General features: G+C 50.5%; 12 protein-coding genes. 5 read left to right on the forward strand and 7 right to left on the reverse strand.

The features are described 5' to 3' along the window. The first annotated feature begins 3 nt into the window (after window positions 1-3). Together thiD and thiE are read left to right on the forward strand one after the other, a co-directional pair. Window positions 4-822, forward strand: a complete 819-nt coding sequence (thiD, locus tag ACO0LD_RS29960) for a bifunctional hydroxymethylpyrimidine kinase/phosphomethylpyrimidine kinase (protein ID WP_423012863.1) — start codon at window positions 4-6, stop codon at window positions 820-822. Then, entirely contained in the window at window positions 819-1,463 is a 645-nt protein-coding gene (thiE, locus tag ACO0LD_RS29965) for a thiamine phosphate synthase (RefSeq protein WP_423012865.1), read from the forward strand. The genes thiD and thiE overlap by 4 nt, the downstream gene beginning before the upstream one ends. Window positions 1,464-1,475: 12 nt before the next feature. Here the strand turns inward: thiE and ACO0LD_RS29970 are convergent, their stop codons facing one another. Together ACO0LD_RS29970 and dapA are read right to left on the reverse strand one after the other, a co-directional pair. Continuing rightward, entirely contained in the window at window positions 1,476-2,207 is a 732-nt protein-coding gene (locus ACO0LD_RS29970; protein WP_423012867.1) for a hypothetical protein, read from the reverse strand. 59 nt (window positions 2,208-2,266) lie between these two features. Further along, a complete protein-coding gene (dapA, locus tag ACO0LD_RS29975) occupies window positions 2,267-3,208 on the reverse strand; it encodes a 4-hydroxy-tetrahydrodipicolinate synthase (protein ID WP_423012869.1) in 942 nt (313 codons plus the stop codon). A gap of 344 nt (window positions 3,209-3,552) precedes the next feature. Here dapA and ACO0LD_RS29980 point away from each other — a divergent pair, with 344 nt between their 5' ends. Then, the gene (locus ACO0LD_RS29980; RefSeq protein WP_423012871.1) at window positions 3,553-5,844 is read left to right on the forward strand and encodes a UvrD-helicase domain-containing protein; all 2,292 of its coding nucleotides are present in this window, start codon (window positions 3,553-3,555) and stop codon (window positions 5,842-5,844) included. A 90-nt stretch (window positions 5,845-5,934) separates the two neighbouring features. Here the strand turns inward: ACO0LD_RS29980 and coq7 are convergent, their stop codons facing one another. Continuing rightward, a complete protein-coding gene (gene coq7 / locus ACO0LD_RS29985) occupies window positions 5,935-6,585 on the reverse strand; it encodes a 2-polyprenyl-3-methyl-6-methoxy-1,4-benzoquinone monooxygenase (RefSeq protein WP_423012873.1) in 651 nt (216 codons plus the stop codon). 356 nt (window positions 6,586-6,941) lie between these two features. Between coq7 and ACO0LD_RS29990 the strand changes: the two genes are divergently transcribed. Beyond that, window positions 6,942-8,078, forward strand: a complete 1,137-nt coding sequence (locus tag ACO0LD_RS29990) for a porin (protein ID WP_423012875.1) — start codon at window positions 6,942-6,944, stop codon at window positions 8,076-8,078. 379 nt (window positions 8,079-8,457) lie between these two features. Then, entirely contained in the window at window positions 8,458-9,519 is a 1,062-nt protein-coding gene (locus tag ACO0LD_RS29995; RefSeq protein ID WP_423012877.1) for a porin, read from the forward strand. Between the two features lie 282 nt (window positions 9,520-9,801). Here ACO0LD_RS29995 and ACO0LD_RS30000 read toward each other — a convergent pair whose 3' ends face one another. The 4 genes from ACO0LD_RS30000 to ruvC form a co-directional block, all read right to left on the reverse strand. Next, window positions 9,802-10,626, reverse strand: a complete 825-nt coding sequence (locus ACO0LD_RS30000) for a 2-keto-4-pentenoate hydratase (protein WP_423012879.1) — start codon at window positions 10,624-10,626, stop codon at window positions 9,802-9,804. A 49-nt stretch (window positions 10,627-10,675) separates the two neighbouring features. Next, window positions 10,676-11,746 (reverse strand): Holliday junction branch migration DNA helicase RuvB, encoded by a 1,071-nt coding sequence (gene ruvB, locus ACO0LD_RS30005; protein WP_423012881.1) that lies wholly within the window; start codon window positions 11,744-11,746, stop codon window positions 10,676-10,678. Between the two features lie 3 nt (window positions 11,747-11,749). Then, window positions 11,750-12,331: a Holliday junction branch migration protein RuvA gene (gene ruvA, locus ACO0LD_RS30010; RefSeq protein WP_423012883.1), complete on the reverse strand. Its 582-nt coding sequence runs from the start codon at window positions 12,329-12,331 to the stop codon at window positions 11,750-11,752. 153 nt (window positions 12,332-12,484) lie between these two features. Continuing rightward, window positions 12,485-13,027, reverse strand: coding sequence for a crossover junction endodeoxyribonuclease RuvC (gene ruvC / locus ACO0LD_RS30015; RefSeq protein WP_423012885.1), 543 nt, complete (start codon window positions 13,025-13,027; stop codon window positions 12,485-12,487). Window positions 13,028-13,763 lie beyond the last annotated feature (736 nt).

A 13,763-nucleotide genomic window follows, 5' to 3' on the forward strand; every position in this document is an offset into this window, starting at 1 on the left:
CTGATGAAAACAATAACGCGTCCCTGTGTGCTGGTATTCGCAGGGCATGACCCAAGCGGTGGTGCTGGCATACAGGCCGACATAGAAGCCATCGCCGCGCAGGGTGCGCATGCCTTGCCCGTGATTACTGCACTGACGGTGCAAGACAATGACCATGCCTATGCCGTGCATGCAGTCGATGTGCAAATCATCTTGCAGCAAGCGATGACACTGGTCGCCAAGATACCGGTCAAGGTCATCAAACTGGGTATCGTTGCGCACAAAAAAAATGCGACAGCGATTGCCAGCTTTATCCAGAAGATGAAACAACAGCAAGCTGATCTGCAAGTCATTGTTGACCCGGTATTGGGCAGCGGTCATGGTGACAGTTTGTCGCTGGACGATGCAGTCGAGTCTATTGGGCCTTTATTGAAAGTCGCAACACTGATCACGCCCAATTTACCTGAATTGAAACGCCTGTCACCTCTGGCCATTGACATACAGGCACAGGTGGAAAACCTGATGCGAGCTTATGATGCAGATGTCCTGCTGAAAGGCGGTCATGCAACAGAAGCGCAGGTAAAAAACATCTGGTTCCAGCATCGGCAATGGCAGACAGCACAGGAATGGCTGTGGCCACGATTGCCTGGAGAATTCCATGGAAGTGGCTGCACGCTGGCATCAGCAATTGCGGGGCAGTTGGCAATTGGTGCAGCTTTGCCAGACGCATTACAACAAGCGCAAAGCTACACGCAGCAAAGCTTGATGCATGCATATGCAATAGCAGCTGGTCAGCTTATCCCGGCACGCCAGCCAGTATTGAAGACAAGGAAAAGAGTATGAAAAAATTGAGTCATCATCAATTGAGCGGCTTGTACATCGTCACACCTGACTGGGATGATACTGATCAATTGGTAACCGTCACTGAACAGGCTTTGCAAGGCGGCGCGAATATCGTGCAATATCGCCACAAGACTGCCAGTGCAGAGCTGCGCAAGAACCAGGCACAGGCTTTGCTGGATCTGTGCCGCAGTTTTAATAAACCCTTCATCATCAATGACCATCTGGAGCTGTGTCTGGAAATTGATGCCGATGGCTTACATGTAGGTGGCACGGATATCTCGGTAGCAGATGCCAGAACAAAACTGGGGCCTGACAAGATACTGGGTGCTTCCTGCTACGGCGACCTGGAATTGGCACGCACAGCAGTCAAAGGCGGTGCCAGCTATATTGCCTTTGGTGGTTTCTATCCTTCCCGCATCAAGAAATATGCAGTGACCACACCCGCCAGCATAGTCGGTGATGCTGTAAAGGAATTTGATCTGCCGAATGTTGTTATCGGTGGCATGACACTGGAAAACTGCCAGCCCCTGCTGGCTCAGGGGGCTGACATGGTGGCAGTGATCAGTAGTGTGTATATGACAGACCAGCCACGACTGGCCGCGCACGCATTTATAGAACTTTTCGCTGCGAACCAGGTTTGACAGCGGGAGGATTTATTTTGTTTCGCCTTCAGCTTCTTTGCTGGCAGGCGCAGCTGCTTGCGGTTCCAGGTCTTCAACTTTCAATAATTCTGCCGTGGTCAGGATGCCGACGCTGATGATATCGTGGCCTTCTATGGTCTCGCATTTGCGTGGGTTAGCCAGTGTGCCTTCCGTGCAAAAGCGTATATTGCCTTTCTTCTTGTCCGCGCCCGGATAATAGAACAGCATCATGTCACTGGCTTTTTTGATATACATGGCCTGATCCAGCAATTCTTCCGGGAATTTGCCATCGGTGGCTTTTAACAACCATTCACGCAATTTGGGTATGGCTTCGGTGCTGACTTCGCGGGTTTCCTTATTGTGCGGTCCATGAAAACCCAGGCGTGTGCGTGCCAGGTTCTTGCTGTCGAGCATGCGCCTTTCCGTGCCTGCCATGAACATGATGGCGCAAGAGGAAAAGCAATTTCCCTGGACTGCAGTATTGATTTTTCTGCCTTTGATAAGCTGGGCGATGCCATATGCGGCACCCAGGTCACCGCCAGGGCTTTCAGTCAACACGACATTGCGCACTTCACCGCCTGACAGATTGCGGCGGAATCGCTGTGTGTCATCCGCTTCCACCTTGCCATATAAAATCAAAGTGTCATTTGAGCGCAGCATGGTCATGGCCGCAGCAGGCAGGCTGTACGAAATCATGGCAGCAGCCAGTAAGGTCAGCAAAGGATTCAGGCGTAGCGTCATCATTCAGGAAGAAAAATAATTGAAGCCGCATTATCCTTTGCTTGGACTGACCGGGCAATACCCTATTGAATGTGATCAAGTTGTGCCATCGCACGCAATAATTTGCTGGCAGTTTCTGCACTTGCTGACTGCATGGGCGCGCGCAGGCAGGCTTGCATTGCGCCCGATGCTGCCAGGGCTGCTTTTAAAGGGGCGGGGTTGGGTTCTTCAAACAGTGTCTGCATGACAGGCAGCAAGTGATAGAAAATTACTCTGGCTTGTTCAAGTTGACCTGCATTGATATGCGCCTGCAAACGCAAGAACAGATCGGGGCGTATATGTGCTGATGCCAGTATGCAGCCTGCACCACCGAGACAGAGTGTTGTGAACAACTGGTGGTCTTCCCCCGCGAGTACTTGAATATCCCCATCCATGATGAGTTGCATGGTGGCTTGCAGATTGCCACCACAATCCTTGATGGCGACGATGTTGGGATGCATGGCCAGTTGCTGCAATGTGGGTAATTCCATATTCACTCCCGTGCGGTAAGGAATGTTATACAGCAGCACCGGCACAGCAGAGGCATCAGCAATTTCATGGAAGTAATGCAAGATGCCTGCCTGCGATGGCCGTATGTAATACGGTGGCGTCACCAGCACGCCAGCAGTTTGCCTTTGCCCTATAGCTGCCAGTCTATGCAAGACTTGCCCCATGTGATTGCCACTTAAGCCCATGATGACTTGATGGGCAGGAGCCACAGCCAGCACCGCATCCAGTACCTGCAATTGTTCATCTTCACTAAGTGCTGCTGCTTCGCCAGTTGAGCCACACACCACCAGGCCAGCGACACCATCGGCGATCAACTTGCTGGCCAATGCCTGTAGCGCAAGGAAATCCACTTCCGCCTTTGCGCTGGCACAAAACGGTGTGACCAGGGCGACCCAGATGCCGGAAAAATCAGTGCGTCTGGTCTGATGGTCTGATTCAATAGATGTATTGCTGGAATTGCTGATGCTGCTGGACATGCCTGTTCTCCTGTGGACCGGTAAAAGACCCGCAGGGAGTTGACATGGAGCGCAAAGGGAAGAACCGTTTTTGCCATCCTGTCAGCTCACCTGACGGGACAGCACGCCCCGGTCAGATGAGCGTCTGTTTCTTGGCTTTAGCAAAGACCATACACAAAGCAGTGCTGCCCTGTGTGTGTAATTGATCTTTGACTTGAGTTTGCATAATGAAAATGAAATTTCTGTGTTGATTGAAATGATTATCTGCGGATGGGATGTAGCTTGTCAAGGTTTCATCCTGCAAGAAATTTTTTTGTCTGGAAGTGGCTTAAAGCGGACATGGCATAGTCCCGTATAATCCGTCTATGCAAAATTTACTCCACAACTTAAATCCCGAACAACTTGCTGCCGTGACTCTGCCGGCGCAGTCTGCCCTGATTTTGGCTGGCGCAGGTTCCGGCAAGACACGTGTGCTGACTACCCGCATCGCCTGGCTGATACAGACTGGCCAGGTCTCGCCCGGTGGTATTTTGGCAGTGACCTTTACCAACAAGGCCGCCAAGGAAATGCTGACGCGCTTGTCAGCCATGTTGCCGATTAATACACGCGGCATGTGGATAGGCACTTTTCATGGACTGTGTAACCGGCTTTTGCGCGCCCATCACCGCGACGCCGGTTTGCCATCGACTTTCCAGATACTTGACTCTGGCGACCAGTTATCCTTCATCAAGCGTTTGTTGAAAGCCAACAATATCGACGATGAAAAATTCCCGCCCAAGACCTTGATGTATTTCATCAATGGTGCAAAAGACCAGGGTTTGCGTGCGGCGCAAGTCGATGCTTATGACGACTTCAACCGCAAACTGGTTGGCCTTTATGATTTGTATGACGCCCAGTGCCAGCGTGACGGTGTGGTTGATTTTGCCGAGTTGTTGTTGCGCACCTATGAATTGCTGAGCCGTAACCAGCCACTGCGTGAACATTATCAGGACAGGTTCCGTCACATCCTCGTCGATGAGTTTCAGGATACCAATGACTTGCAATACAAGTGGCTGAAGCTGATGGCAGGTGAGGGCAGCAAAAAAGGCGGCGCTGTGTTTGCCGTTGGTGATGATGACCAGAGTATCTATGCTTTCCGAGGTGCCAATGTCGGCAATATGTCGGCCTTTGAGCGTGAATTCCAGGTGCAAAACCTGATCAAGCTGGAACAGAATTATCGCTCCCACGGCCACATCCTCGACAGTGCGAATGTACTCATTGAGCACAATAGCAAGCGCCTGGGCAAGAATCTGCGTACCGATGCCGGTCATGGTGAACCGGTGCGCATCATGGAATCGAGCAGTGATATACAAGAGGCCAACTGGATCATAGAAGAAGCCAAGAATTTGATACGTGAAGGTTCTTTGCGTAGCGAGATTGCCATCCTGTATCGTTCGAATGCGCAGTCACGTGTCATAGAACATGCGCTGTTTACAGCGAATATCCCTTACCGCGTATATGGTGGCCAGCGCTTCTTTGAACGTGCCGAGATCAAGCATGCCATCGCCTATCTGCAATTGATGGACAACCCGCATAACGATTCAGCCTTTTTGCGGGTAGTGAACTTCCCTACCCGCGGCATAGGCGCGCGCTCGCTGGAGCAATTGCAGGATGTCGCCAAACAGCAAAATATTTCCATGTATGCCGCTGTGCCGTATGTGGCAGGCAAGGCAGGTTCTTCACTGGGATCTTTCGTCAAGCTGATAGAAGGTGTGCGTTTTGAAACCCAGAACCTGCCTTTGCCCGAGATGGTCAAGATCGTGCTGGAAGTCAGCAGCCTGCTGACGCATTACCAGACTGAAAAAGAAGGTGCAGACCGTATAGAAAACCTGGAGCAGTTAGTCAGCGCCGCCACCCTGTTCGTGTCAGAAGAAGGCTTCAATAAAGAAGCGCCAGCATTTGCCGGCCCTGCCAGTAGCGCAGCAGTCTTGCTGGATAGCGGAAATGGCGATCAGATCATTGATGCCGACGCAGCACTGCCAACGGTGATGTCACCACTGTCTGCTTTCTTGTCGCATGCTTCACTGGAAGCGGGCGACAACCAGGCCCAGGCTGGGCAAGATGCCATGCAACTGATGACCGTGCATTCCGCCAAGGGCCTGGAATTTGATGCAGTTTTCATTACCGGTCTGGAAGAAGGGCTGTTCCCGCATGAGAATAGTGCGCAGGAAGAAAGTGGTGTGGAGGAAGAACGCCGTCTCATGTATGTGGCGATTACGCGTGCACGCAAGCGCCTGTACCTGAGTTTCTCACAAACCCGCATGCTGCATGGCCAGACTCGTTACAACATGCGCTCCCGTTTTCTTGATGAATTACCGGAAGAATCTTTGAAGTGGCTGACCCCGCGTGTACAGCCAACCTGGTTCGGTAATAAAAAATCTGCCTGGGATGAGGCACCGGATGATGCCGCCAACCGTATCGCCCAGACTTTCAAGAAAAGTAATGACAATATGACTTGGCGCATAGGCCAGAATGTGGAGCACGCAAAATTTGGCGAAGGCGTGATTGTGAATCTGAATGGCGGCGGTGGCAGCGGCAGCCTGCGCGCCCAGATCAATTTCGGCAAATTTGGTATGAAGGAGTTAGACCTGAGCATTGCTAAATTGGAAAAGATTTAAACTTCAGGCAGCAATAAGCGCAGGGGCTGCCCTGCGCAATACCTTTTCGAAATCTGTTCGCCAGTTAAGTTCGCCAGTTAAGTTTCAGCCTCAAACATAATAAGCTGTTGTCGTCATGACCTTGGCCATCAACTTCATGCCCGCCTGAACGGGAGCAGGCAAGGAGCTAGCGCCCAAAGCTTGAGCCGCATCGCCATGTGCAATTTCATCCAGACGCATTTGTTCTACCACTGCGCGCGATCGTTTATCTTCTGTGGGCAAGTTTTTCATATGGCTGGCCAGATGTGCTTCCACCTGTTTTTCTGTTTCAACTACAAATCCCAGGCTGACAGCATCACCAAACCTGGCCGCGATCGTGCCGCAGGCATAGGCCCCGGCATACCAGAGCGGATTCAAGAAGCTGGTATGTGAATTGAGTTCATGCAGCCTTTTTGCAGTCCAGGCTAAATGATCTTCTTCTTCTATGCCGGAATGCTGGAATTGCTGACGTATTTCTTCTGTATGCGCATTCGCACCCTGAGAGTCATACAAGGCCTGAGCACAAATTTCACCCACATGGTTAACGCGCATCAAACCTGCGCTATGGTTTTTTTCTTGCTCAGATAAATTGCCATCTGGCAGATCATGACCAGGATAGCTGCGCCTGGAGATAGCCTGACCACTGACCACACGCAAGGCGCGGTCAAATTTGCCTATCAATTGATCGAGGCTACCCTTGGGGGATGTTGTTAAGAAGTTCATGTTGTTTTTGGAAATGCCATGGTTGGGCGAATATTGAGCCAATAGAAAGCAGCTATTAATGCCCTATTGTAGAAAGGAATATGGATTTGCGCCATCAGACCAAGTCTGGAAACCTACAGAAAACTTAGAATTTTAATAATGAGAAAGAAGATGCTTGTTGCGATAACACCACATAAAATTTGCTTAAAAACGATCGTTCGCAAATTCTCTTTGCCCTAATTCCTTTAATTTGTTTCAATGGAATCTAGCTTCTTAATCAGCAGGTTTCGAAGTCTTGGCAAGACTAAATCAGTAGAAATGGTCGACCGGGTTCAAGGTACGGCCGCATAAATTTAATAATTTTGGAGACGCTTTCAATGAAAAAATCGATACTGGCATTCGCAGTTTTGAGCGCATTTGCAGCAACCGCTTCAGCACAATCTTCCGTCGTCATCTACGGTATTATCGACGCAGCCGTTGTAGCCACTACCAACCAGACAGCAACTGGTGGTTCCAAATTCTCCATGGATGCTGGTCAGTTATTGACCTCCCGTTGGGGTATCAAAGGTTCTGAAGATCTGGGCGGCGGTTTGAAAGCAAACTTCAATCTGGAAGGCACACTGGCCAATGATACTGGTACTGCCGGTGCCGGTTTTGGCGGTAACGTATTTAACCAGGCAGGTAATAATACATCCCTGTTTGATCGTCTGGCATGGGTAGGCTTGTCCGGTGATTTCGGTACAGTCACTCTGGGCCGTAACAATATCCTGGGTGTGGATTCTGTTGGTCTGGCTGATCCTATCAGCCTGGCACATGCGGGTTCCAATCCTAACGTGATGTTCAGCGCCCTGAATTCTGGTGCATTCTTTGGTGGCTTCGGTACTAACCAGGGTGGTACAGCTCTGCGTCAAAACAATTCCGTCAAATATGTTTCTCCTCTGATGTCTGGCTTCGGCGGCGCGCTGATGTATGGTTTCGGTGAAAAAGCAGGCGACAACACTGCCAGCAACTATGCAGGTCTGTCTGGCTTCTTTACAGATGGCACCAACGGCGCAGCCTTGTCTTATGCAAAATTGCGTGACAATGCCAATGCATCCTATCTGGCTGGTTGGGCCGGTGGCGCAAAGTTCAAAGTTGCTCCATCTGTGATGTTGCGTGGTACTTACTCTCAAAACAAAGTTGAAGGTAATGTAAAGATTGATGCATTGCCAAGTGCAAATGGTCGCAAGATTGCTGTGATCGGCCTGGGTGCAGACTTCTTCTTGTCTGATCAAATGACTTTGACAACAGCTTATTACAACACCAAACGCTCTGGCGATATCGATGGTAAAGCTGATCAGTACATCTTGCTGGGTAAATATGCATTCAGCAAACGCACAACTGCTTATGCTTCCCTGACATACGCAAAAGCTGGTTCTGTTAATGCACAAGATGTTTCCCTGGCTTTGGGCATCATCGGCGCAGGCAATAGTTCTGCAACCCGTACAGCAGTAGGCGTATTGCACGCATTCTGATTGTAGGTAGCTGGTTTTACTTGCAAAGGTCGCGTAGGCGACCTTTGCAATTTTGTTTTTGTTTCACTTTTATTGGTAATAATGTAATCTTTTAGCATTTGTTTTCCACAGTTAAGCTTGCCTAATTTGTATTAAAAATATTGTTTTTAATGCAATTTTTGTTGCTTATACGAGACATAATTCCCCCATATTCCCTCCAAAAGCCGATTTAGCTTGGCTGCCTGACACCATTTTTGGTCAAATACGTTAACTTCTTTTTAGCTGTCTTGTCGGTTCTTAAGTATTTGCGCGTTTCGTGCGATCAATTTTTTGGCTCTGTTTTGCGCGAACTGTACTTAATGTAGTTCATATCAATGTGAAATCCTTTGGAGAAATATCAATGAAAAAATCACTCATCGCTCTGTCAGTTTTGGCTGCTGTTGCAGGTACAGCACAAGCTCAATCTTCCGTAACTATCTACGGTGTAGTCGATATGGCTTTGCAACATCAAAACACTGGCGATCCTGCTGGCTCAACACTGGGTCTGGATAGTGGTATTCAATCCGGTTCCCGTCTGGGCTTCAAAGGTTCTGAAGATCTGGGTGGCGGTCTGAAAGCAAATTTCCAATTGGAAATGGGTATCAATGCTGATACAGGTAGCTCTGCTCAAGGTGGCCGTGCATTCGGTCGTCAAGCTTATGTAGGTTTGTCTGGTGACTTCGGTGCGGTTAACTTCGGCCGTCAATACACACCAGCATTTATCGCGATCGACAGCTTCGATCCGTTCGGCACTGGTATCACTAGTGGTACAGCAGGTAGCGGTACATCCGGCCTGGGCGCTGCAGCTTACTTCGACCACGGTGGCGTTCGTGTCAACAACTCCGCTATCTACAACACAGCTAACCTGGGCGGTTTCACAGGTACTGTTGCTTATGGTTTCGGCGAAGTTGCTGGTAACACAACAGCTGGTCGTTACATCGGTTTCTCCGGTGCATACGCTGCTGGTCCTCTGTTTGCTGAACTGGCATACAGCAATGCACAAAACGCTACTGGTTCTAATGCAACCAAGAGCTACTTGCTGGCTGGTACTTACAACTTTGACGTAGTTACAGCGCACGCTGGCTTCTCTTCCATCAAAGATGATGGCGCAGGCGCAGCTGCTCTGGATCGTCGCGTATGGTTGCTGGGTGCGACAGTACCAGTTGGTTCTGGCAACATCATTGCCAGCTACATCCGTTCTACTAACCAAAACAGCCTGATCAAAGCTGCAAATGGTACACAATTGGCTCTGGGTTACACATACTCCCTGTCCAAGCGTACTAACCTGTACACTTCGATCTCCCGTGCAAGCAACGATGCAAACATCAACCTGGGTAGTGCGGATTCCTCTCCAACTTTCCACCCAGTTCCTAACGGTGCTGATGTACGTCTGATCAACGTTGGTATTCGTCACAAGTTCTAATTTTATGCTGACTTAGGTCAGTATAAAAAAGTACCTGGCAAGATTGAAAAAGCACCCCCTTGTGGGTGCTTTTTTGCGCTTGTATTTATACAAGCATACTTGTAATGTAGGTCTGCGCACCTGACTGCGTATAACTGCAAATTAGTCGGATTGCATGCAATGTCCAGGCAGGTTTGAATGACGCAAAAAAAAGCTGACAAGAAGCATGTCAGCCTTTTTATTTATAGAAACTCAGCGCAGTTTGCTGAGGATGAATCGCTATTGCAGTGGGTTTAACTACTTTTACGCAAAACTGACACTCAGGCCTGGTAAGGGGATGCCCGAGAAGGCAGTACCCCAGGTTTGGCCGGCCTGCACAGGATAAGCATCTGTCCATGTGCCGGTGGTGATAATTTCGCCAGCCTGCAAAGGCGAGAATTGCGGCTGCTTTTGCAGCAGGCCATGCAGATACCAGATTGCGTGCAATGGGCTGTCGAGAACATTGCTGCCATAACCCGCGCTCAGCAAAGAACCGTCACATGACAATGAGACGCTGGCATTGGCCAGGAGCTCTGCCAGATGCTGGCGGCTGGCACTCGACAAGATACGTGGTTCACCGATCAGCAGGGTGCCGTGCAAGCCCAGTGCAGCTATTGCATCGGCAGCTTCAAACTTCCAGTCAGGGTAGGGACTGACGACGATCTCTATGCCATGTGCCATCCATTCCAGGCAATCTGCCAGCTCTTCTATGCAAGCGTCTGCGGCTGGTGTCCTTCCCAGCTTGAATACCACTTCCGGTTCTATGCGTGGTTGAAGTGCGCCAGTCAGACTTTGGTAGACATGCGTATCTTCCACATAGCGCACCGTGCTGTCAAACAGGCTGCTCCAGATAGGTTCACGGATGGCGGCTTTCTCGCCATATTTGGTCCATAGTTTGCGGTTGGTAAAACCCAGTTTGCGGCCTATGCGTACTTCGCCTTCGGCGGCGCGTATGGTGTCGGATGCTTTGGCGATTTCATAAGCATCGTGAATGCTTAGATCAAATTGGGAGCTCAGCGGGCTCAAATGCTGGTTACGTGCTCTTGCCTCAAGAAAGGTATAGGCATGTTGTTCGGCTAGTAAGGACATGGCATCAAGTTTGGTTGGATTGAGCACAAACTATGGAGAGATCGGAGTATTAGCCACCGCCCCATAAGTCACCGTTATTGCCCGATCTGGGCATGGTTACGCCAAAATGTTCATAGGCAGACGGGGTTGCTATCCTGCCTCTGGGCGTGCGTTGCAAAAACCCCTGCTGTATCAGATAGGGTTCCAGTACATCTTCTATGGTGTCGCGCTCTTCACCTATGGCGGCCGCAACATTGTCCAGTCCCACCGGGCCGCCACCAAATTTGAAGAGGATGGCTTCCAGCAGTTTTCTGTCCATGAGGTCAAAGCCAACGGCATCGACATCCAGCATTTTCAATGCCGCATCAGCAATTGCCTTAGTGATTTCGCCATTGCCCTTGACCTCGGCATAATCGCGTACCCGCCGCAGCAGGCGATTGGCGATACGCGGTGTGCCACGTGCCCGCTTGGCGATTTCACCCGCACCATCGGCCTGTATCGGTGCATTCAGCAGCGATGCCGAGCGGGTGACGATCTTGGTCAATTCTTCTGGCGTATAAAATTCCAGCCGTGCGACGATACCAAAACGGTCGCGCAAGGGGTTGGTCAGCATGCCTGCGCGGGTGGTTGCACCGACCAGGGTGAAGGGCTGTAAATCCAGCTTCACCGAACGTGCTGCCGGGCCTTCACCGATCATGATGTCGATCTGGTAGTCTTCCAGCGCCGGGTACAAAATTTCTTCAACGACCGGCGACAAGCGATGTATCTCGTCAATGAAGAGCACATCATTGGCTTCCAGGTTTGTCAGCAAGGCAGCCAGGTCACCGGCACGCTCCAGTACCGGGCCAGAAGTTTGGCGCAGGTTGACTCCCATCTCACGCGCAATGATGTGTGCCAGCGTGGTTTTACCCAGACCTGGTGGACCAAACAACAAGGTGTGGTCAAGCGCTTCACTACGTTGTCTTGCTGCTGTGATGAAAATTTCCAGCTGACCACGTATCTTTTCCTGGCCCACATATTCATCAAGCTGCTTGGGGCGCAGGGCGCGTTCTATCGCTTCTTCATTGGGGGAGCTGGGCGTGGCCGAGATAATGCGCGGCTCGCTGAAGTTGGAGGAAAGATTGTCAGTCTGTATCGTCATCGCTTAGCCCTTGGACAATGCTTTCAATGCCAGCTTGATGCCATCTGACACACCACTACCAGCAGGCACGGATTTCATCGCCAGCAAGGCTTCCTTGTCGGAATAACCAAGTGCCTGCAAGGCATTCAGGATATCAGCACTATGGTCACCAGCTGCCAGTGCGGCAGTAGCAGTACCCAGGTCAGCACCTAGTTTGCCTTTCAGTTCCAGCAACAGGCGCTCAGCGGTCTTCTTGCCTATACCAGGCACGCGGGTCAGGCGTCCGGCCTCTTGCAGGGTAATCGCCTGTGCCAGGTCGGCTACCGACATGCCTGACAATATGGACAGGGCAGTGCGGGCACCAACGCCGCTGATCTTGATCAATTGTTTGAAGGTGCTGCGTTCTTCCGCCGTGCCAAAACCAAACAGCACATGGGCATCTTCGCGTATCGCCAGATGCGTCAGCAAGACCACTTTTTCACCCAGATGTGGCAGGTTATAGAAGGTACTCATGGGCACGTCGACTTCGTAGCCCACACCCTGGCAATCGACCAGCAATTGCGGAGGATTCTTTTCTATCAGAGTGCCTGCAATGCGACCTATCATGAGACTGCTTCCATACTGTATGAATAAGCAGTGATAGTAAACGATTCTTGCGCGTTTGACGAGGCAAATGCGGGGAAATTATATTGATATTGCGATACTGCAATGATTCATTGATGGATGCCAAACCGGAATGGTCAGCACGTCAGAGCAGATTTAGCCTACCAGGCGTCCACCTTTGACGCGCAGGCCCTTCTTGGCCAACCCTGGTGCCATTGCACCCAGCGTAGCAAGTGTATCGCCGCTATGGGCATGGCAAATCGCCACACCCAGCGCATCGGCAGCATCACTGCCGGGCAGACCCGACAAAGCCAGCAGGCGCTGCACCATGTCCTGCACTTGCTCTTTCTTGGCACGACCATGGCCGACTACACCTTGCTTGACCTGCAAAGCCGTGTATTCCGCCACCGCCAGATCCGCCGCCACCAGCGCACAAATCGCCGCCCCGCGTGCCTGCCCCAGCAACAGGGTGGACTGGGGATTGACGTTGACGAAGACTTTTTCTATCGCCGCACAATCTGGCTGGTAAGTGCGTACTATTTCTGAAACACCCGACAGGATGGTCTTTAAACGTTCGGGCAAAGTGCCATCAATAGTCTTGATCGTGCCTGAGGCGATATATGTCAGCTTGCTGCCCTGTTTATGGATGACGCCAAAACCGGTGGTACGCAAGCCGGGGTCTATGCCTAGGATTTTCATGGGTTGTTTTGCTGGTATTGGTGTCTGGCGCTAATTGCCAGTGTTGCTGAGCGGGTCTTGCTGGGGAGTATAGCGTATCAGTGTAGATTTTTATTTGTGCTTATGTGAGCGGGTAATTACTTTTGCTTATTGTTATTTGTGATTGATGCGTGTCGCATGCCGACTTGCTGCACATTTGCGGATGGTATTAGTGAACAACCAACGCCACTGGAGCGCCAGCCCGGTAGTCTCCAGCCTTCGCTGGAGCGACGTTAAAAATGCATGGAGATCATTACTGGCAATTAGCCAGGTTGAGATATTGGCAAACTTGGTTAATAGAATATCCTTCTATCTTGAAATTCGTCATTCCTGCGTAGGCAGGAATCTAGTGTCGTTTGTGGTATACCGAGGTGCTAATTGCTCAAGAAGATATTTCTTGCATGCTGAAGTTGATAGTATTTGCAAATGGTATTCGTGATCAGTCAACGCCACTAGGCTCCTGCCTGCGCAGGAGCGACGTTAACTTGAGTGGTCATTTGTGGATGACGCTTAGCCCGGTTTGAATCGTCGCAATGCTGTAAGGTCGAGTCAGTAAGTACCCTCAAATTCGTCATTCCTGCGTAGGCAGGAATCTAGGGAATCTCTGATTAAGTATCCGAGTATTGATTTAGAAACGTTAATATAAGCCTATTCTCATTGAATCCCGAATGCCATGAAACAGACAACTTTTGCCGAAGGTGGCTTTGAACGCTACGCC

Source organism: Undibacterium sp. Ji83W, assembly GCF_049340385.1.
In the GTDB taxonomy this organism is placed as follows: Bacteria; Pseudomonadota; Gammaproteobacteria; order Burkholderiales; family Burkholderiaceae_D; genus Undibacterium.